18 protein-coding genes are annotated in these 19,023 nt (G+C 70.3%); 14 read left to right on the top strand and 4 right to left on the bottom strand.

Annotation, left to right across the window (positions count from 1 at the left end; genetic code table 11):
* Positions 1-93 precede the first annotated feature (93 nt).
* The 10 genes from OG338_RS26290 (at position 94) to pssA (ending at position 11,748) form a co-directional block, all read left to right on the top strand.
* Positions 94-1,875: a 3-hydroxyacyl-CoA dehydrogenase family protein gene (locus tag OG338_RS26290; protein ID WP_405939696.1), complete on the top strand. Its 1,782-nt coding sequence runs from the start codon at positions 94-96 to the stop codon at positions 1,873-1,875.
* Between the two features lie 91 nt (positions 1,876-1,966).
* Entirely contained in the window at positions 1,967-2,782 is an 816-nt protein-coding gene (locus OG338_RS26285; RefSeq protein WP_026171159.1) for a TetR family transcriptional regulator, read from the top strand.
* Between the two features lie 53 nt (positions 2,783-2,835).
* A complete protein-coding gene (locus OG338_RS26280) occupies positions 2,836-3,648 on the top strand; it encodes a GNAT family N-acetyltransferase (RefSeq protein ID WP_405939695.1) in 813 nt (270 codons plus the stop codon).
* Between the two features lie 355 nt (positions 3,649-4,003).
* Entirely contained in the window at positions 4,004-5,365 is a 1,362-nt protein-coding gene (gene ccrA, locus OG338_RS26275; RefSeq protein WP_405939694.1) for a crotonyl-CoA carboxylase/reductase, read from the top strand.
* A 1-nt stretch (position 5,366) separates the two neighbouring features.
* Positions 5,367-7,379, top strand: coding sequence for a protein meaA (locus OG338_RS26270; RefSeq protein ID WP_405939693.1), 2,013 nt, complete (start codon positions 5,367-5,369; stop codon positions 7,377-7,379).
* Entirely contained in the window at positions 7,376-8,341 is a 966-nt protein-coding gene (locus tag OG338_RS26265) for an HpcH/HpaI aldolase/citrate lyase family protein (protein WP_405939692.1), read from the top strand. The genes OG338_RS26270 and OG338_RS26265 overlap by 4 nt, the downstream gene beginning before the upstream one ends.
* Position 8,342: 1 nt before the next feature.
* The gene (locus OG338_RS26260) at positions 8,343-8,876 is read left to right on the top strand and encodes a MaoC family dehydratase (protein WP_405939691.1); all 534 of its coding nucleotides are present in this window, start codon (positions 8,343-8,345) and stop codon (positions 8,874-8,876) included.
* Positions 8,873-10,078, top strand: coding sequence for an acyl-CoA dehydrogenase family protein (locus tag OG338_RS26255; RefSeq protein WP_374782900.1), 1,206 nt, complete (start codon positions 8,873-8,875; stop codon positions 10,076-10,078). Before OG338_RS26260 ends, OG338_RS26255 begins: the two co-directional genes overlap by 4 nt.
* A gap of 181 nt (positions 10,079-10,259) precedes the next feature.
* Positions 10,260-10,907: a phosphatidylserine decarboxylase gene (locus tag OG338_RS26250; protein WP_405939690.1), complete on the top strand. Its 648-nt coding sequence runs from the start codon at positions 10,260-10,262 to the stop codon at positions 10,905-10,907.
* On the top strand, positions 10,894-11,748 hold the full coding sequence (gene pssA / locus OG338_RS26245; protein WP_405939689.1) for a CDP-diacylglycerol--serine O-phosphatidyltransferase: 855 nt from the start codon (positions 10,894-10,896) through the stop codon (positions 11,746-11,748). The genes OG338_RS26250 and pssA overlap by 14 nt, the downstream gene beginning before the upstream one ends.
* A gap of 63 nt (positions 11,749-11,811) precedes the next feature.
* Here the strand turns inward: pssA and OG338_RS26240 are convergent, their stop codons facing one another.
* Positions 11,812-12,852 carry a LacI family DNA-binding transcriptional regulator gene (locus OG338_RS26240; RefSeq protein ID WP_405939688.1) on the bottom strand — a complete coding sequence of 347 codons (1,041 nt, stop codon included), beginning with the start codon at positions 12,850-12,852 and terminating at the stop codon, positions 11,812-11,814.
* A gap of 25 nt (positions 12,853-12,877) precedes the next feature.
* On the bottom strand, positions 12,878-13,234 hold the full coding sequence (locus OG338_RS26235; RefSeq protein WP_405940533.1) for a hypothetical protein: 357 nt from the start codon (positions 13,232-13,234) through the stop codon (positions 12,878-12,880).
* Positions 13,235-13,677: 443 nt separating this feature from the next.
* Here OG338_RS26235 and OG338_RS26230 point away from each other — a divergent pair, with 443 nt between their 5' ends.
* Positions 13,678-16,056, top strand: a complete 2,379-nt coding sequence (locus OG338_RS26230) for a discoidin domain-containing protein (protein WP_405939687.1) — start codon at positions 13,678-13,680, stop codon at positions 16,054-16,056.
* Positions 16,057-16,151: 95 nt separating this feature from the next.
* Here the strand turns inward: OG338_RS26230 and OG338_RS26225 are convergent, their stop codons facing one another.
* Positions 16,152-17,282 (bottom strand): glycerate kinase, encoded by a 1,131-nt coding sequence (locus OG338_RS26225; RefSeq protein ID WP_405939686.1) that lies wholly within the window; start codon positions 17,280-17,282, stop codon positions 16,152-16,154.
* A gap of 105 nt (positions 17,283-17,387) precedes the next feature.
* Between OG338_RS26225 and OG338_RS26220 the strand changes: the two genes are divergently transcribed.
* The gene (locus OG338_RS26220; RefSeq protein ID WP_405939685.1) at positions 17,388-17,879 is read left to right on the top strand and encodes an NUDIX domain-containing protein; all 492 of its coding nucleotides are present in this window, start codon (positions 17,388-17,390) and stop codon (positions 17,877-17,879) included.
* Positions 17,880-17,884: 5 nt separating this feature from the next.
* On the opposite strand, the gene OG338_RS26215 is transcribed toward OG338_RS26220, so the two are convergent.
* A complete protein-coding gene (locus tag OG338_RS26215) occupies positions 17,885-18,037 on the bottom strand; it encodes a DUF2191 domain-containing protein (protein WP_405939684.1) in 153 nt (50 codons plus the stop codon).
* Between OG338_RS26215 and OG338_RS26210 the strand changes: the two genes are divergently transcribed.
* Entirely contained in the window at positions 18,015-18,200 is a 186-nt protein-coding gene (locus OG338_RS26210) for a hypothetical protein (protein ID WP_405939683.1), read from the top strand. The genes OG338_RS26215 and OG338_RS26210 overlap by 23 nt on opposite strands.
* A 233-nt stretch (positions 18,201-18,433) precedes the next feature.
* Positions 18,434-19,018, top strand: coding sequence for a TMEM165/GDT1 family protein (locus OG338_RS26205; protein ID WP_405939682.1), 585 nt, complete (start codon positions 18,434-18,436; stop codon positions 19,016-19,018).
* The last annotated feature ends 5 nt before the right edge of the window (positions 19,019-19,023 follow it).

The raw sequence follows: 19,023 nt of genomic DNA, 5'->3' as shown, positions 1-19,023 counted from the left end.
TGGTCGATCACCACGACAGGCACCTCCCGCACGCGGTGCGCCGCGCGCGCCCCGTGCGTCCCCTCAGTCGTCACTCATCCCTGGAGTCCCGTGATGGACACCCCTCTCTCCACCATTGCCGTCGTCGGCCTCGGCACGATGGGCACCGGAATCGCCGAAGTCCTGGCCCGCTCCGGCCGCGAGGTCATCGGCATCGACACCGACGAGGCCGCCGCCCGCCGGGCCGTCGCCTCGCTGGAGGCGTCCACCGCCCGCGCCGTGGAGCGCGGCCGGATCACCGACGAGGAGCGGCGCGACACGCTCGCCCGCTTCCGCACCTTCTCCGACCTCCAGGCGGCCGCCGACGCGGAGCTGGTCATCGAGGTCGTGCCGGAGTCGTACGAGATCAAGCAGCAGGTCTTCCGCGAGCTCGACGCGGTCGTCTCCCCGGGCACGATCCTCGCGACCGGCACCAACGCCCTGTCGGTGACCCGGCTCGCGGCCGAGTCGCAGCGCCCCGAGCGGGTGCTCGGCCTGCACTTCTTCAACCCGGCGCCGGCGATGAAGCTGGTCGAGGTGGTCTCCTCGGTGCTGACCGCCCCGCCCGCCGTCGAGGCGGTCACCGAGCTGGCGCGCCTGCTGGGCAAGGAGCCGGTGGCCATCGGCGACCGGCCCGGATTCGTCGCGGACGGCCTGCTGTTCGGCTACCTCAACCAGGCCGCCGCGATGTACGAGGCGAACTACGCCACCCGCGAGGACATCGACGCCGCGATGAAGCTGGGCTGCGGCCTGCCGATGGGCCCGCTGGCCCTGCTGGACCTGATCGGCATCGACACGGCCCGTACGGTCCTGGAGGCGATGTACTCCGCCTCGCACGACCGGCTGCACGCCCCCGCGCCCATCCTGGGCCAGCTCGCCTCCGCCGGGCTGACCGGCCGCAAGGCGGGCCGCGGCTTCTACACCTACGCCGAGCCGGGCAGCCAGACCGTGGTGCCGGACGCGCTGACGCCCGCGCCGCGCGGCGCGGAGGCCGCCGGGCGCCCGGTGCGGTCGGTGGGCGTCGCGGGCTCGGGAACGATGGCCTCGGGGATCGCGGAGGTCTTCGCCAAGGCGGGTTACGACGTGGTGCTCGCCGCGCGCGGCCAGGAGAAGGCGGACCTCGCCAAGGCCCGGATCGCCAAGTCGCTGGACCGGTCGGTCGCCAAGGGGCGGCTGGGCGAGCAGGCCCGGGACGAGGCGCTGGGCAGGATCACCGCGGCGGCCTCGCTGGACGCGTTCGCGGAGGTGGACCTGGCCGTGGAGGCGGTCGCCGAGGATCTGCTGGTCAAGCAGGAGCTGTTCGCCACGCTGGACAAGGTGTGCCGGCCGGGTGCGGTGCTGGCCACCACGACCTCCTCGCTGCCGGTCGTCGCGATCGCCCGGGCCACCGGGCGGCCCGAGGACGTCGTCGGGATGCACTTCTTCAACCCGGCGCCCGCGATGAAGCTGGTCGAGGTGGTGCGTACGGTGCTCACCGCCGACGAGGTGCACGCCACGGTCCACGAGGTGTGCCACACGGTCCGCAAGCACCCGGTGGACTGCGGGGACCGGGCCGGCTTCATCGTGAACGCGCTGCTGTTCCCGTACCTCAACAACGCCATCAAGATGGTCGAGGAGCACTACGCGTCCCTCGATGACATCGACGCCGCGATGAAGCTGGGCGGCGGCTACCCGATGGGCCCGTTCGAGCTGCTCGACGTGGTCGGGCTCGATGTCTCGCTGGCCATCGAGAAGGTGCTCCACAACGAGTTCCGCGACCCGGGCCTGGCGCCCGCCCCGCTCCTGGAGCACCTGGTGGCCGCGGGCTGCCTCGGCCGCAAGACGGGGCGCGGATTCCGCGAATATGCCCGGCGCTGACGCGGGAGCCGGCTGGGGCGGGCTGCTCGGGCCTCCGGGCGGCCCGCCCCCGCAGGCGCGCTCTCCCGCCCCCATGCAGTACGTTCACACCATGTCCCAGCCCGCCAGGTCCACCCGTGTGTCCGCCGCGCCCGACGTCCCGGAAAGTGCCGCCGGCACCCGGGCCGCCGCCCAGCGGCTCAAAATGCGCCGCGAGCTGGCCGCCGCGGCGATGGAACTCTTCGCGACGAAGGGATACGAAGCGACCACGGTCGATGAGATCGCGGGCGCGGCGGGCGTGGCCCGGCGGACCTTCTTCCGCCACTTCCGTTCCAAGGAAGAGGCCATCTTCCCGGACCACGACGACACCCTCGTACGGGCCGAGGCCGTCCTCAACGCGGCCCCCGCGCACGAGCACCCGCTCGACACGGTGTGCCGGGGCATCAAGGAAGTCATGCGGATGTACGCGGCCAAGCCCGCGGTCTCCGTGGCCCGTTACAAGCTGACCCGCGAGGTGCCGACCCTGCGCCAGGCGGAGATCGCCTCGGTGGCCCGCTACGAGCGGCTGTTCACCCGCTATCTGCTGGGCCACTTCGACGAGCGCGACCAGCACCCCGGCAACGACGACCCGTTGCTGGCCGAGGTCGCCGCGTCCGCCGTCGTCACCGCGCACAACCATGTGCTGCGCCGCTGGCTGCGGGCGGACGGGCAGGGCGATGTGGAGGCGCAGCTCGACCAGGCGTTCGCCATCGTGCGCGACACCTTCGGTACGGGCATCGGCGCGGGCCGCACGGCGGGCGCCGAGCCCGCGCAGCCGCCGGCCGCCTCGGTGGAGACCCAGGGCGAGGTGCTGGTCGCGGTGGCGCGTACGGACGCGCCCCTGGACGAGGTCATGCGGACGATCCAGCAGGCCCTCAAGGAGCGCTGAGCCGCCCCGGAAACCCTGTTGCCGGGGCGGACCCCCGGTGCTGGGGTGTGCGCATGAACGATCATGTGACATCGGACCCGGTCCGCCTGCTCGCCCATTTCGACCGGGTGATGCGCGAAGAGGCCCGCCCCGAGGCCCCCGGCCTCCGCGTGGAACGCGCCGGTGACGTCGTACGGCAGGTGGGCGCCGCGCACGCCTGGAACGGGGTGGTGTGGTCCGCGCCGGGCCTGGACGCCGCCCGGGCGGACGCGGCGATCGCGGAGCAGGTGGCGTACTGCGAGCAGGCGGGCTGCGACGAGTTCGAGTGGAAGCTGTACGGGCACGACCGGCCCGCCGACCTGGGCGCACGGCTGCTGGCGGCCGGTTTCGAGGCCGAGGAGCCGGAGACCCTGCTCGTGGCGCGGGTGGCGGAGCTCGCGACGAAGGTGCGGCCGCCGGAGGGCGTCCGGCTGGAGGAGGTGCGGGACGAGGCGGGCGCGGAGCTGATGGCGCGCGCCAATGAGCGGGCCTTCGGCCGGGACGGGTCCTGGCTGCGCCGGCTGGTCGTGGACCGGCTGCGGGAGGACCCGGAGCATTTCGTGGCGCTGGTGGCCCTGGCGGGCGACGAGCCGGTCAGCTCGGCCCGGATGGAGCTGTACCCGGGTACGGGGTTCGCGGGACTGTGGGGCGGCGGCACGGACCCGGCGTGGCGCGGGCGCGGCGTCTACCGGGCGCTGGTGGCCTTCCGGGCGGGCGTGGCGGCGGAGCGGGGCTACGACTACCTCCAGGTCGACGCCACCGAGGACAGCCGCCCGATCCTGGAGCGCCTCGGCTTCACGGCACTGACCACCACGACCCCGTACATCTATCGCCCCACCCCCTCCTGACCGCACATACACGGGATACATACGGGCGATTGCACCCATACCGCCGTCCGTGTTGCTCATGCGTGGCGACCAGCTGACAATTGAGGGAAATTACTGGCACCGAGTGCCTTGTCAGCTGTCACGCAGTGCCATACGTTGAAGGCGTCCGGGCGGCCGGCGTGCTGGGATCTCACGTACGCCGGCTGTCCCCGCAAGCCACCGTGCCTGCGCGCCCGGGCGCCTGCGTCACCAGGCAACCCTTCTGCTCCACCGAGCAAGCATCACCCGCCGAACCGACGGCACACCTCCAGACCCGCTTTCCCTGTTCTCAGGGCCCCTCAGCGTTCCCTCAAACGCCGCACCATCGGAGGCACCCGTGAAGGAAATCCTGGACGCGATCCAGTCGCAGACCGAAGCGAAGGGCGGCTCCGACGCGCCCACCGCCGCCGACTTCGCGGCGCTGTCCGTGCCCGAGTCGTACCGCGCGGTCACCGTCCACAAGGACGAGGCCGAGATGTTCGCGGGCGTCGACAGCCGCGACAAGGACCCGCGCAAGTCCCTCCACGTGGAGGACGTGCCGGTGCCGGAGCTCGGCCCGGGCGAGGCCCTGGTCGCGGTCATGGCCAGCTCGGTGAACTACAACTCCGTCTGGACCTCGATCTTCGAGCCGGTCTCCACCTTCGGCTTCCTGGAGCGCTACGGCCGGGTCAGCGAGCTCACCAAGCGCCACGACCTGCCGTACCACGTCATCGGTTCCGACCTGGCGGGCGTCGTCCTGCGCACCGGCCCGGGCGTCAACGCCTGGAAGCCCGGCGACGAGGTCGTCGCGCACTGCCTCTCGGTCGAGCTGGAGTCCTCGGACGGCCACAACGACACGATGCTCGACCCGGAGCAGCGGATCTGGGGCTTCGAGACCAACTTCGGCGGTCTCGCCGAGATCGCGCTCGTCAAGTCGAACCAGCTGATGCCGAAGCCCGGCCACCTCAGCTGGGAGGAGGCCGCGGCTCCCGGGCTCGTCAACTCGACCGCGTACCGCCAGCTCGTCTCGCGCAACGGCGCCGGCATGAAGCAGGGCGACAACGTCCTGATCTGGGGCGCCAGCGGCGGACTCGGCTCGTACGCCACGCAGTTCGCGCTGGCCGGCGGCGCCAACCCGATCTGTGTCGTCTCCAGCGAGCAGAAGGCGGAGATCTGCCGGAAGATGGGCGCCGAGGCGATCATCGACCGCAACGCCGAGGGCTACAAGTTCTGGCAGGACGAGCAGAACCAGGACCCGCGCGAATGGAAGCGGTTCGGCAAGCGCATCCGTGAACTGACCGGCGGCGAGGACGTGGACATCGTCTTCGAGCACCCCGGCCGCGAGACCTTCGGCGCGAGCGTCTACGTGACCCGCAAGGGCGGCACCATCGTCACCTGCGCCTCGACCTCGGGCTACAACCACGAGTACGACAACCGCTACCTGTGGATGTCGCTCAAGCGCATCATCGGCTCCCACTTCGCCAACTACCGCGAGGCGTGGGAGGCCAACCGGCTGATCGCCAAGGGCAGGATCCACCCGACGCTCTCCAAGGTCTACTCGCTGGAGGAGACCGGCCAGGCCGCCCACGACGTGCACCGCAACGCCCACCAGGGCAAGGTCGGCGTCCTGGCGCTGGCCCCGCGCGAGGGCATGGGCGTGCGCGACCAGGAGATGCGCGCGAAGCACCTGGACGCCATCAACCGCTTCCGGGACATCTGAGATGAGTGGCCGTCAGAAGGACCGCCCCTGGCTCATGCGGACGTACGCGGGCCACTCCACGGCCGAGGCGTCCAACGAGCTGTACCGGCGCAACCTCGCCAAGGGCCAGACGGGTCTGTCGGTCGCCTTCGACCTGCCGACCCAGACGGGGTACGACCCCGACCACGTGCTGGCGCGCGGCGAGGTCGGCCGGGTCGGTGTGCCCGTGTCGCACCTCGGTGACATGCGGCGGCTGTTCCAGGACATCCCCCTGGAACAGATGAACACCTCCATGACGATCAACGCCACCGCCATGTGGCTGCTGGCGCTCTACCAGGTCGTCGCGGAGGAGCAGGGCGCCGACCCGGGCAGACTCCAGGGCACCACGCAGAACGACATCGTCAAGGAGTACCTGTCGCGCGGGACGCACGTCTTCCCGCCCGGGCCCTCGCTGCGGCTGACCACCGACATGATCACGTACACGGTCAACCACATCCCCAAGTGGAACCCGATCAACATCTGTAGCTACCACCTCCAGGAGGCGGGGGCGACACCGGTCCAGGAGATCGCGTACGCGATGTCGACGGCCATCGCCGTCCTCGACGCCGTACGGGACTCCGGGCAGGTTCCCGAGGAGAAGTTCGGGGCCGTCGTCGCGCGGATCTCGTTCTTCGTGAACGCGGGCGTCCGCTTCATCGAGGAGATGTGCAAGATGCGCGCCTTCGGCCGCATCTGGGACCGGGTCACCCGCGAGCGTTACGGCATCACCGACGCCAAGCAGCGCCGGTTCCGCTACGGCGTCCAGGTCAACTCGCTCGGCCTGACCGAGGCGCAGCCGGAGAACAACGTGCAGCGCATCGTGCTCGAAATGCTGGCCGTGACCCTCTCCAAGGACGCCCGGGCCCGCGCGGTCCAGCTGCCCGCCTGGAACGAGGCGCTGGGGCTCCCCCGGCCCTGGGACCAGCAGTGGTCGCTGCGCATCCAGCAGGTCCTGGCGCACGAGAGCGACCTGCTGGAGTACGAGGACATCTTCGCCGGTTCGCACGTCATCGAGGCCAAGGTGGACGAGCTGGTCGCCGACTCGCTGGCGGAGATGGACCGGATCGAGCAGATGGGCGGCGCCATGGCAGCCGTCGAGTCCGGCTACCTCAAGTCCGAGCTGGTCTCCTCGCACGCCGAGCGGCGGGCCCGGATCGAGGCCGGCGACGAGAAGATCATCGGCGTCAACGTCTACGAGACGACCGAGCCCAACCCGCTCACCGCCGACCTCGACGGGGCGATCATGACGGTCGACCCGGCGAACGAGGCGCGGGTCGTCGCCGCGCTCCACGAGTGGCGGGACAACCGCGACGAGCCCCGGGCCACCGAGGCGCTGGCCGCGCTGAAGAAGGCCGCCGCCGGCACCGAGAACCTGATGGAGGCGACCGTCGAGTGCGCCCGTGCGGGGGTGACCACCGGCGAGTGGTCCTGGGCGCTGCGCGATGTGTTCGGCGAGTTCCGGGCGCCGACCGGGGTGTCGTCCGCCCCGGTCGCGGTCGCCGCCGAGGCGGGCTCGCCGCTCGCCCTCGTACGCGAGAAGGCCGCGCGGACCGCCGCGGACCTGGGCGTCGGGCGGCTGCGGCTGCTGGTCGGCAAGCCCGGCCTGGACGGGCACTCCAACGGCGCCGAGCAGATCGCGGTGCGGGCCAGGGACGCCGGCTTCGAGGTCGTCTACCAGGGCATCCGCCTGACGCCCGAACAGATCGTCTCGGCGGCCGTCGCCGAGGACGTGCACTGCGTCGGCCTGTCCATCCTGTCCGGCTCGCACGCCGAGCTGGTGCCGGACGTGCTGGTCCGGCTGCGCCGCACCGGGGCCGGCGACATCCCGGTCATCGCCGGCGGCATCATTCCCCCGGCCGACGCCGAGGCCCTGATCAGGGCGGGTGTCGCCGCCGTGTTCACCCCGAAGGACTTCGGTATCACGGAGATCATCGGCCGTATCGTCGACGAGATCCGGAAAGCGAACAAGCTCGACCCTCTGGAGGTCCCCGCATGACTGCCGCCGTCAACCGCCTGCGCCCGCGCCGCTCGTGTCTGGCCGTGCCCGGCTCGAACCCGCGGTTCCTGGAGAAGGCCCAGGGCCTCCCCGCCGACCAGGTGTTCCTGGACCTGGAGGACGCCTGCGCGCCGCTCGCCAAGGAGGGTGCCCGCCACCACATCGTGGACGCCCTGAACAACGGCGACTGGACGGGCAAGACCCGGGTGGTCCGGGTCAACGACTGGACGACGCACTGGACGTACCGGGACGTCATCACGGTGGTCGAGGGCGCGGGGCCGAACCTCGACTGCATCATGCTGCCGAAGGTGCAGGACGCCCAGCAGGTCGTCGCGCTGGACCTGCTGCTGACGCAGATCGAGAAGACGATGGGCTTCGAGGTCGGCCGTATCGGCATCGAGGCGCAGATCGAGAACGCCAGGGGCCTCGTCAACATCGATGAGATCGGCGCCGCCTCGCCCCGTCTGGAGACGCTGATCTTCGGCCCGGCCGACTTCATGGCGTCGATCAACATGAAGACCCTGGTCGTCGGCCAGCAGCCGCCCGGCTACCCGGCGGACGCGTACCACTACATCCTGATGCGCATCCTGATGGCCGCGCGGACGCACGACCTCCAGGCGATCGACGGCCCGTTCCTCCAGATCCGCGACGTGGACGCCTACCGCGAGGTCGCGGGCCGGGCGGCGGCGCTCGGCTTCGACGGCAAGTGGGTGCTGCACCCCGGTCAGGTCGACGCGGCCAACGAGGTGTTCTCGCCCTCGCAGGAGGACTACGACCACGCCGAGCTGATCCTGGACGCCTACGACTGGTGCACCTCCGAGGAGGGCGGCAAGAAGGGCTCGGCGATGCTCGGCGACGAGATGATCGACGAGGCCAGCCGCAAGATGGCCCTGGTCATCGCGGGCAAGGGCCGGGCGGCCGGCATGCAGCGCACCTCCAAGTTCGAAGCCCCGGAGGTCTGATATGCAGTTCGGACGCACTTACGAGGAATTCGAGGTCGGTGCGGTCTACAAGCACTGGCCCGGAAAGACCGTCACCGAATACGACGACCACCTCTTCTGCCTGCTGACCATGAATCATCACCCGCTGCACATGGACAGCAACTATGCGGAGAACACGACCGATTTCGGCAAGAACGTCGTCGTGGGCAACTACATCTACTCGCTGCTGCTCGGCATGTCGGTGCCGGACGTCTCCGGAAAGGCCATCGCCAACCTGGAGATCGAGTCGCTGAAGCACGTGGCGCCGACCTTCCACGGCGACACGGTCTACGGCGAGACGACGGTCCTGGACAAGACGCCGTCGCGGTCCAGGAGCGACCGCGGAATCGTCTACGTGGAGACCAAGGGCTACAAGCAGGACGGCACGCTCGTCTGCGTGTTCCGCCGCAAGGTCATGGTCCCCACCGAGACGTACATCAAGGAGCGGGGCGGGGAACAGCCCGGCCGCCCGGAGCTCAGCCAGCCCTCGCAGAAGAACGTGGAGAAGCAGTCATGACGCGACTCGCCCAGACGGCCGGGCTCACCGAGGTCCAGCAGGAGATCCTTTCGACGGTCAGGGACTTCGTCGACAAGGAGATCATTCCGGTCGCGACCCAGCTGGAGCACCGCGACGAGTACCCCACCGAGATCGTGGAGGGGCTGAAGGAACTCGGCGTGTTCGGGCTGATGATCCCCGAGGAGTACGGCGGTCTGGGCGAGTCACTGCTCACCTACGCGCTGTGCGTGGAGGAGATCGCCCGGGGCTGGATGAGCGTGTCGGGCATCATCAACACGCACTTCATCGTGGCGTACATGCTCAAGCAGCACGGTACGCAGGAGCAGAAGGACACCTTCCTGCCGCGCATGGCGCTGGGCGAGGTGCGGGGCGCGTTCTCGATGTCGGAGCCGGCGCTCGGCTCGGACGTCTCGGCGATCAGCTCGAAGGGTGTCAGGGACGGCGAGGAGTACGTCCTCAACGGCCAGAAGATGTGGCTGACGAACGGCGGTACGTCGTCACTCGTCGCCGTCCTGTGCCGGAGTGACGAAGGACACCCCGAGGGCACCGCGCCGCACAAGTCGATGACGACGTTCCTGGTCGAGAAGGAGCCGGGCTTCGGAGAGGTCCGCCCGGGGCTCACGATTCCCGGCAAGATCGACAAGATGGGTTACAAGGGGGTCGATACCACCGAGCTCATCATGGACGGACTGCGAATTCCGGCCAATCGAGTGCTGGGGGGTGTCACCGGCCGAGGGTTTTACCAAATGATGGACGGAGTCGAGGTCGGCCGAGTCAATGTCGCGGCCCGTGGCTGCGGTGTCGCACAGCGTGCATTCGAACTGGGCGTTTCCTACGCACAGCAGCGCCAGACCTTCGGAAAGCCCATCGCGCAGCACCAGGCGATCCAGTTCAAGCTGGCCGAAATGGCCACCAAGGTCGAGGCCGCCCATGCCATGATGGTGAATGCGGCACGCAAAAAGGACTCCGGGGAGCGAAACGACCTGGAGGCAGGGATGGCGAAGTACCTCGCCTCCGAGTACTGCAAGGAAGTCGTCGAGGACGCCTTCCGTATCCACGGCGGCTACGGCTTCTCCAAGGAGTACGAGATCGAGCGCCTCTACCGCGAGGCACCGATGCTGCTGATCGGTGAAGGTACCGCCGAGATCCAGAAAATGATCATCGGGCGCCGACTCCTTGAGGAGTACCGTTTCCAGGGTTGATCACCCCTTTCGCGGCGATTTGACCGCGAAGAAGATCACACCCTGTCATCCTCAACCGGTGCCTTCCAGACGTCCGACTCGGCTGCTGGCTTGCCCAGTTGCGGTCAGCAACCGATAACATCGCCGGAAAAGCCGCCGTCCCCCGTTGCCAGCGCGGCTCAATCCGCTACGAAGGTCATCCATGCCCGACAGCCATACCTCTGCCTCACGCGGCCGGGTCCGCATCGCACGCGGAGCTTCGCCGTGGCTCCTGCCGACCGTCGCCACCGCCGCCCTCAGCCTGACCCGCGCCCGCCGGTCCGGGCGCTGGGCGGCCGTGGCCGTGCCCACCACCGCGCTCGCGGCGGGCATGCTCTGGTTCTTCCGGGACCCGGAGCGCGAGATCACCCGGGGGCGCGTCATCTCACCGGCCGACGGCGTGGTGCAGAGCATCATGCCGTGGCAGGACGGGCGTACCCGCGTCGCGATCTTCATGAGCCCGCTGAACGTCCACGTGAACCGCGCGCCGCTCGCCGGCACGGTGACGTCGGTGGAGCACGTGCCCGGTGGCTTCGTCCCCGCGTTCAACAAGGAGAGCGAGAACAACGAGCGCGTTGTCTGGCACTTCGACACCGAACTGGGTGACATCGAGATGGTGCAGATCGCCGGCGCGGTGGCCCGGCGCATCGTGCCCTACATCCCGCAGGGCACGAAGGTGGAGCAGGGTGAGCGCATCGGGCTGATCCGCTTCGGCTCCCGCGTCGACATCTACCTCCCGGAAGGTGTGGACGTCGCGGTCGAGGTCGGCCAGGCCACCACCGCGGGGGTGACTCGCATTGACCGTGATTGATCCCGACACACAGACCGGCTGGGTCCCGGAGGCCGAGGCGGAGGACGACGCCGACGACATGCCGCTCTCGCTGCGGCTGTCGATAGCGGACACCCTCACCCTCGGTAACGCGACGTGCGGGTTCATGGCGGTGTACTTCACCACCACGGGCATCCTGATCCCGCACCTCACGGGCAGCGACGAGAGCGGCATGGCGCGGCACTCCGCCGCCACCGCCGTGATCCTCATGCTCATGGCAGCGATCTTCGACCTGTTCGACGGGCTCGTGGCCCGCAAGCTGCGTTCCTCGCCGATGGGCGCCGAGCTGGACAACCTCTCGGACCTGATCAGCTTCGGGCTCGCCCCGGCGTACTTCGTCCTCGTGTACGGCATGGTCGCGGACGACGCACACCAGCGGGTCTCGGCGCTCGCGGCGATCGTGGTGCTCCTGGCGGTGGTGCTCAGACTTGCGCGGTTCTCGTGCGTGACGCTGAAGGACGGCATGTTCCAAGGCATGCCGAGCCCCTTCGGAGCGCTCACGGTCATCTCGATCGTGCTGCTTGAGCTGCCCTTCGTCCCGACGCTGCTCGCGATCATCGGGGTGGCGTGGCTGATGGTCAGCCGGGTCGAGTACCCGAAGCCGCGGGGTGTCCTCGCGGTGGCGATGCTCGGCTGGATCGTGGCCGCGATGGGGCTGCTGGCGGCCTGGGCGCTGGACGCCCCCGGCGGTCAGCTGCTCCTCCAGACCGGCTGTGCGCTCCAGGTGGTCCTGGGGGCGGTCATCCCGCTCTTCGCGACCGCCCGCCGGGTGAACACCTTCCGTGACAACCGCCGCGAGGCACGCGCGGCGCAGCTGCCGTAGCGGCGGTACGAACGACAGAAGGGCCCGGATGCCGCAAGGCGTCCGGGCCCTTCCGCGTGTCCCTCAGGCGGTACGGGGCGCGGCGGTGGAGCCGCGTACCTCCAGGCGGGTGGAGAGTTCCAGGCGCAGGGTGTCGGCCTGTTCGCCGTCGATGATCCGGAGCAGCGTGGTCGCCGCCATGGAGGCCATGTCCAGCAGGGGCTGGCGCACGGTCGTCAGGGCGGGATGGGTCCAGCGCGCCACGGGCAGGTCGTCGAAGCCGACCACGCTCATGTCGGCCGGGATCTCCAGGGACCGGGCGCGCAGCACCTCGAAGGCGCCGAGGGCCTGGAGGTCGCTGGCGGCGAAGACCGCGGTGGGCGGCTCCTCACCGCGTTCGGCGGCCCCGTCGAGCAGCCGGGCCATCTCCTGCCGGCCCGAGCGGTCGTTGAATTCGCCGTGCGAGACCCAGCCGTCCGGTACGGGCAGCTCGGCGCGTTCCATGGCCGCGCGGAAGCCGTCGGCGCGGGCCCGGCTGCACAGCAGCTGGCGGGGTCCGGCGAGGTGCGCGATCCGGGTGTGGCCGAGCTCGATCAGGTGCTCGGTGGCGCTGACGGCGCCGGCCCAGTTGGTGGCGCCGACGGTGGGGACCAGCGCGTCGACATTGCCCACGGGGTCGACCAGGACGAACGGGATGTCCATCGCGGTGAGGCGGCGGCGCTGCTGCGAGGTGAGGTCGGAGACGACGAGGATGGCCCCGCTGCTGCGGCGCGCGGCGAGCTGGTCCAGCCATTCCCGGGTGTCGGCGCTGCGGCCGTGCACCGCGGAGAGCACCATGCTGGCGCCCGCCTCGGCCAGCACCTCGTCCACGCCCCGGATGATCTCGACGGACCAGAGGCTGTCGAGCTCGTTGAGGACCAGGTCGACCACGCTGCCCCGGCGGCGGACGGGGCGCCTCTCGTAGCCGAGGTCGTCCATGACGGACTCGACGCGCTCCTTGGTCTCGGCGGAGACGTCGGAGCGGTCGTTGAGCACCTTGGAGACCGTGGAGACGGAGACACCGGCCACCGAGGCGATCGTGTTCAGGGTGACCTTGCCCGGGGTGCCGGTGGTCTCCGTCGTCATCCTTGCCATCCGTTTCTGCGTGTGGTCATCGTGCTGCCGCTCCGGGAAGGGTATCGGCCCGGTATTCGGTCCAGTCGAAGTCGGCGGGTGCCCCGGCGCCCGTGAGGTCCTGGGCGCACAGGCCGAGGAACGCGCCGGTGAAGCCCCAGGTGCGGAAGTGGCCGGTGTCCGGGTCGCCCTGGGTGGCGTTCTCGTCGGAGAGCGGGCTGGTGTCCAGCTCGGGCCCGGCGGGCTGCCAGGCGTCCCGCCCTTCCTGTCTTTCCTGCCGTACGGAGAACTGGGCGCGCTCCCCCTGTACGGCGAGGCGCAGTTCCAGGGGCCCGTCGCCGACGGGCAGGGGCGGACAGGGTTCGCGGTATGCCCCGTGGTCGCAGACGCCCAGGCGGACGACGCGGCCGAGGGCTTCGTCCCAGGTGAGGTCGTACCTGGTGGACGTCGGTTACGCGAACGGCCTGGCCGGGACCGCCGGGCACACCGTGACCGTGGACGGGGTGCCCGCCGGGACGGTCTCGTACCCCTCCATGGGTGCCTGGCTCGGCGGCCCCCGGCAGGACGCCGTCGAGCGCACCGCCACCGTCCGGCTCACGACTGGCTGGCGCTGCGCACGGAGTAGCGGCCTACCTCGCAAGTGGCTTGCGCAGTACGCGCGTTGGGTGCGCCGAATCCTCGCCAACCGGCGCACTCAACGCATTCCTCTCAGGTTTGAGTCATAAATTTTAGTTGCTGAAGCAGAATCTTGCGCATCGTCGTGGACTTCCTTGCGAAGGTGCTCCTAGCCTGTGGGACGTCCGAAGAGCCCCCACGAGCCGCAAGGACGACTTCGACGTGACTTCCCCACCCCGACGACCGCTGTTCAAGCGGTCCATATCCGCCTCCCTCTCGCTGGCTCTCGCCGCGGTCGGCACCGCCGCCGCCGTGGTGCTGACCGGCGCACCGGCCGCCCAGGCGGCCGGTGTCCCCGCCCCCTCGCCGCTCGCCGTACCCGGCCGCGGTGCGACCGTCCCGTTCAAGGAACAGGAGGCCGAGTACGCGGCCACCAACGGCACCCTGATCGGCCCGAACCGCCTCTACGGCACGCTGCCCTCCGAGGCGTCGGGCCGGCAGGCGGTGACCCTGGACGCGGTCGGTGAGTACGTGGAGTTCACACTCACCGCCCCCGCCAACGCGATGTCCTTCCGGTATTCGCTGCCGGACAACTCCGCCGGGACGGGCCGGGACGCCTCGATCGACGTACGGGTGAACGGGGCCTCGCCCAAGGCGGTGCCGGTGACCTCCAAGTACGGCTGGTACTACGGGGGTTACCCGTTCAACAACAACCCGGGCGACACCAACCCGCACCACTTCTACGACGAGGCCCGGACCATGTTCGGGTCCACGCTGCCCATCGGTACGAAGATCCGGCTCCAGGTCTCCTCCACCGCCGGCTCACCGTCGTTCACCATCGACCTGGCGGACTTCGAGGAGGTGGGCGCGCCCATCGCCAAGCCGTCCGGTGCGCTGGACGTCGTCTCCGACTTCGGGGCCGACCCGACCGGGGCCGCCGACTCGACCGCCAAGATCCAGGCGGCCGTGGACGCGGGCCGGGCGCAGGGCAGGGAGGTGTACATCCCGCAGGGCACGTTCCAGGTCCGCGACCACATCATCGTGGACAAGGTGACCCTGCGCGGCGCCGGGCCCTGGTATTCGGTGCTGACCGGGCGTGACCCGTCGAACCGGTCCAAGGCCGTCGGCGTCTACGGCAAGTACGCCGGGGACGGTGGCAGCAGCGATGTCACGCTCAAGGACTTCGCCATCATCGGTGACATCCGCGAGCGCGTCGACAACGACCAGGTGAACGCCATCGGCGGTGCCCTGTCCGACTCGACCGTCGACAACGTCTGGATGCAGCACACCAAGTGCGGCGCCTGGATGGACGGCCCGATGGACAACTTCACCATCAAGAACAGCCGCATCCTGGACCAGACCGCCGACGGGGTGAACTTCCACTACGGCGTCACCAACTCGACGGTCACCAACACCTTCGTCCGCAACACCGGGGACGACGGGCTCGCCATGTGGGCGGAGAACGTGCCGAACGTGAAGAACAAATTCACGTTCAACACGGTGATCCTGCCGATCCTCGCCAACAACATCGTCACCTACGGCGGCAAGGACATCACCCTGTCCGACAACGTCATGGCGGACACCATCACCAACGGCGGCGGCCTGCACATCGCCAACCGCTATCCCGGTGTCAACTCCGGTCAGGGCACGGCCGTTTCGGGCACCACCACGGCCGCCCGGAACACCCTGATCCGGACCGGGAACAGCGACTACAACTGGAACTTCGGGGTCGGCGCGATCTGGTTCAGCGGGCTCAACGAACCGATCAACGGCGACATCAACATCACCGACAGCGAGGTCCTGGACAGCTCCTACGCCGCGATCCACCTCATCGAGGGCGCGACCAACGGGCTGCACTTCAAGAACATCAAGATCGACGGCGCCGGTACCTACGCGCTCCAGATCCAGGCCCCCGGCACGGCCACCTTCGACAACGTCACGGCGACGCACATCGCGCAGTCGAACCCGATCCACAACTGCGTCGGCGGCGGCTTCGAGATCACCCGGGGCTCCGGGAACTCCGGCTGGTACGCCGACCCGCCCGCCTGCACCGGTGTCTGGCCCGACCCGGTGTGGACCAACGGCGGTGTCCCGGAGGGCGGCACCGGCCCGACCGACCCCACCGACCCGCCGACCGACCCCACGGACCCGCCCACCGACCCGACCGACCCGCCCGAGGAGACCGGTAACCTCGCCCAGGGCCGTCAGGTCACCGAGTCCGGTCACGCCGATGTGTACGGCGCGTCCAACGCGGTCGACGGCAACGCGAACACCTACTGGGAGAGCAGCAACAACGCCTTCCCGCAGACGATCACCGTGGACCTCGGCGCCGCCAAGTCCGTCAAGCGGCTCGTCCTCAAGCTGCCCCCGTCGTCCGCCTGGGCGACCCGCACCCAGACCCTGAGCGTGTCGGGCAGCACCGACAACAACACGTACAACTCCCTGAAGGGCTCGGCGGATTACACCTTCGACCCGTCGAGCGGCAACCAGGCGACGGTCACCCTGCCGGGTACGTCGGCCCGCTATCTGCGGCTGACGTTCACCGCCAACACCGGCTGGCCGGCCGCGCAGCTGTCGGAACTGGAGGCGTACACCAGCTGATCCTCCGACTCCGCGCCTCAATCGCCGGCGAGGCTGGTTCTCAGCCCCGCCGGCGTTCGGGGAGCGGGGGTCCGGGGGCGGCACCCCCGGTTGCCTCAGGCCAGAAAGTCCCGCGCGATCGACTCCGCGACCCGCTCCAGCAGCGGCCCCGCCTCCGCCATGCACACCGCGGGGTCCGGCTCCAGATCCAGCAACGCGTACGCCCGCCGGATCCCCGCCCCCTCCAACGCCTCCGGCGACAGTGTCAGCCGCCCGCACACCGCCACCACTTCCACCCCCGCCGCCCTCGCCGCCGCCGCGACGCCCGCCGGGGCCTTGCCGTGGAGGGTCTGGGCGTCGAGGGAGCCCTCGCCGGTGATGACGAAGGTCGCCCGGTCGAGCGCGGGCGCGAAGCCCAGGACGTCGAGCATGACCTCGATCCCGGGGCGGAAGCGCGCACCGAGGGCGACGAGCGCGCCGTAGCCGATGCCGCCGGCCGCCCCGGCGCCGGGGAGGCCGGCCTGAGCGGGGCCGAGGAGCGACGCGTAGTGCGCGAGCGCCGCGTCGAGGGTCGCGATGTCCGCCTCGGTGGCGCCCTTCTGCCGGCCGTATACCTCCGGCGCGCCCTTGGGGCCGGTCAACGGGTTGTCGACGTCGCTGGCGAGGACGAGGTCGATGCCGGCGAACCGGGGGTCGAGCCCGGACAGGTCCGCCTCGGCGAGGTCCGCGAGACCGCCACCGCCCGGCCCGACCGGCTTGCCGTCCGCGTCGAGGAAGCGTGCGCCGAGCGCGGCGAGCATGCCGGCGCCGCCGTCCGTGGTGGCGCTGCCGCCGACGCCGAAGACGATGGTCCGGGCCCCCGCGTCGACCGCGGCGAGCAGCAGTTCGCCCGAGCCGTACGTGGTGGCCGTGAGGGGCGCGAAGACGCCTTCGGGCAGGTGCTGGAGGCCGGACGCCTCGGCCATCTCGACCACCGCGGTGGTCCCCCGCACCGCGTACGCGGCGGTGACGGGGTCGCCCAGGGGCCCGGTCACCCGCGCCTCGCGCCGCTCGAAGCCGGCGGCCACCGCCGCCGCCACCGTGCCGTCGCCGCCGTCGGCGACCGGCAGGGTCTCCACCCGTACACCGGGAACGACGCGCCGCAGCCCGGCCGTCACCCGCTCCGCGACCTGCACGGCCGTGAGCGAGCCCTTGAACTTGTCCGCCGCGACGAGCACGCGTGCGGTCACTGCTCCGTCCGTCACCATGATTCCCTTTGCATTCGAACAGGCAGTCGCGCCGCCCCGACCCTATCCGGCGCACCCCCTCCCTGCCCATGGTCCGATCGATCAAAGTGCGCCTAGGCTGACCGTGTGACCACTACTGACTACGCCACGTATATCGCCGGTCTTCCCAAGGTCCTCGTCGGTGCCGCCTGTGTCTTCCGGGACGCGCGCGGGCGTGTGCTGCTGGTGGAGCCGAACTACCGGGAGGGGTGGACGCTGCCCGGTGGGACGGTCGAGTCGGCCGACGGGGAGAGTCCGCGTCAGGGGGCGCGGCGCGAGTCGCTGGAGGAGATCGGGCTGGACATCGAGCCGGGCCGGCTCCTCGTCGTGGACTGGGCGCGCGGCAGCGACCGGCCGCCGATCGTGGCGTACGTGTACGACGGCGGGGTGCTGGACGAGGAGCGGCTGAAGGCGATCCGGCTCCAGGAATCGGAGCTGCTGTCCTGGAAGCTGGTCGAGCCGGCGGAGATCGACCGGCATCTGACCGGTGCGCGCGCCGGGCGGATGCACGCGGCGCTGAAGGCGCTGGATGCCGGCACGGGCGCCGTGGAACTGGAGGACGGCCGCCCCGTGGGCTGAGGCGGTCAGCCCTGGGTCTCCGGGGGCCTGGTCTCGTCGTCGCGCGCGGTCTCCTCGCGGGCCGCGACGCGGGCCTCCGTGCGGTGGCCGCGCGCGATGTAGTCGCGTACGACGAGCTCGACGGCGTCCTGCGGGTTGCCGACCCCCGCGAGCACCATCACTTCGAACCTGGACGTCTACCGCTTCGACCCGGACCGGGTGGCCGGGCTGCTGGAGCAGGCCGGGTTCGCGGTGCGGGCGCGCCTCGTGCGGGCGGCGGGGCCGGATGAGCGCACGCCTCAGGCGTTCCTGCTCGCGCGGCGGCGGAGCCGGGTGAGGTAGTGTGGACGGCTGCGAAGGGGAGTAGCCCCGCAAACCGGTCGTCGACACACTGGAGCCTCGCGGTTCCCGGTGGCCGGGCTCGTGGATCATCGCGGGCGGGCGAGACCTTCGGTCAGGTATGACACGCCCACGCCCTGTGGGCGGTGCCGTCATGCCGGGCCGAGTGGTCCTCCGAAACGCCGACCGGCACTTCGCGGAGATCCGGGCCCGGCTCGTACAGAAAGCCACCCGGAATGCATCTCGATCCCCTGGCGATTATCACCGCTTTCGGGCTGATCTTCCTCGCCGAACTCCCGGACAAGACGATGTTCGCGTCGCTCGCCATGGGCACGCGCATGCGTCCGCTCTATGTCTGGTTCGGCACCTCGTCCGCGTTCATCGTGCATGTCGCCATCGCGGTGGGGGCGGGCGGGCTGCTCGGTCTGCTGCCCGGCTGGATCGTCAAGCTCGTCTCGGCCTCGCTCTTCGCGTTCGGCGCGTTCATGCTGCTGCGCGGGGGCGGCGGTGACGAGGACGACGACGAGGGCCCGAAGACGGTGACCGGTTTCTGGCCGGTGTACTCGACGGCGTTCATGGCGGTGTTCATCAGCGAGTGGGGCGACCTCACGCAGATCACGACGGCCAACCTGGCGGCGAGCAACGGCACCTGGTCGACCGCGATCGGTTCGGCGGCCGCCCTGATGTCCGTTTCGGCGCTGGCGCTGCTGGCGGGCCGGTTCATCGCGAAGCGCGTACCGCTGAAGACCGTGCAGCGGATCGGCGGGCTGTGCATGCTGGGCCTGGCGATCTGGACGGTGACCGAGATCTTCACCGGCTGAGCCAC

The organism is Streptomyces sp. NBC_00726 (assembly GCF_045161735.1).
Classification (GTDB): domain Bacteria; phylum Actinomycetota; class Actinomycetes; order Streptomycetales; family Streptomycetaceae; genus Streptomyces.
The sequence above is the reverse complement of the archived record's forward strand: the minus strand, read 5'-3'. Positions and strand labels throughout refer to the sequence as shown.

What these genes read in the sequence shown, in the direction of transcription:
- OG338_RS26205 (WP_405939682.1), top strand. Translation starts at nt 18,434, where the DNA reads ATGCATCTCGATCCCCTGGCGATTATCACCGCTTTCGGGCTGATCTTC.
- OG338_RS26280 (WP_405939695.1), top strand. Translation starts at nt 2,836, where the DNA reads ATGAACGATCATGTGACATCGGACCCGGTCCGCCTGCTCGCCCATTTC.
- OG338_RS26285 (WP_026171159.1), top strand. Translation starts at nt 1,967, where the DNA reads ATGTCCCAGCCCGCCAGGTCCACCCGTGTGTCCGCCGCGCCCGACGTC.
- OG338_RS26250 (WP_405939690.1), top strand. Translation starts at nt 10,260, where the DNA reads ATGCCCGACAGCCATACCTCTGCCTCACGCGGCCGGGTCCGCATCGCA.
- OG338_RS26255 (WP_374782900.1), top strand. Translation starts at nt 8,873, where the DNA reads ATGACGCGACTCGCCCAGACGGCCGGGCTCACCGAGGTCCAGCAGGAG.
- OG338_RS26260 (WP_405939691.1), top strand. Translation starts at nt 8,343, where the DNA reads ATGCAGTTCGGACGCACTTACGAGGAATTCGAGGTCGGTGCGGTCTAC.
- OG338_RS26265 (WP_405939692.1), top strand. Translation starts at nt 7,376, where the DNA reads ATGACTGCCGCCGTCAACCGCCTGCGCCCGCGCCGCTCGTGTCTGGCC.
- OG338_RS26240 (WP_405939688.1), bottom strand. Translation starts at nt 12,852, where the DNA reads ATGACGACGGAGACCACCGGCACCCCGGGCAAGGTCACCCTGAACACG.
- OG338_RS26290 (WP_405939696.1), top strand. Translation starts at nt 94, where the DNA reads ATGGACACCCCTCTCTCCACCATTGCCGTCGTCGGCCTCGGCACGATG.
- OG338_RS26215 (WP_405939684.1), bottom strand. Translation starts at nt 18,037, where the DNA reads ATGGTGCTCGCGGGGGTCGGCAACCCGCAGGACGCCGTCGAGCTCGTC.
- OG338_RS26270 (WP_405939693.1), top strand. Translation starts at nt 5,367, where the DNA reads ATGAGTGGCCGTCAGAAGGACCGCCCCTGGCTCATGCGGACGTACGCG.
- OG338_RS26225 (WP_405939686.1), bottom strand. Translation starts at nt 17,282, where the DNA reads ATGGTGACGGACGGAGCAGTGACCGCACGCGTGCTCGTCGCGGCGGAC.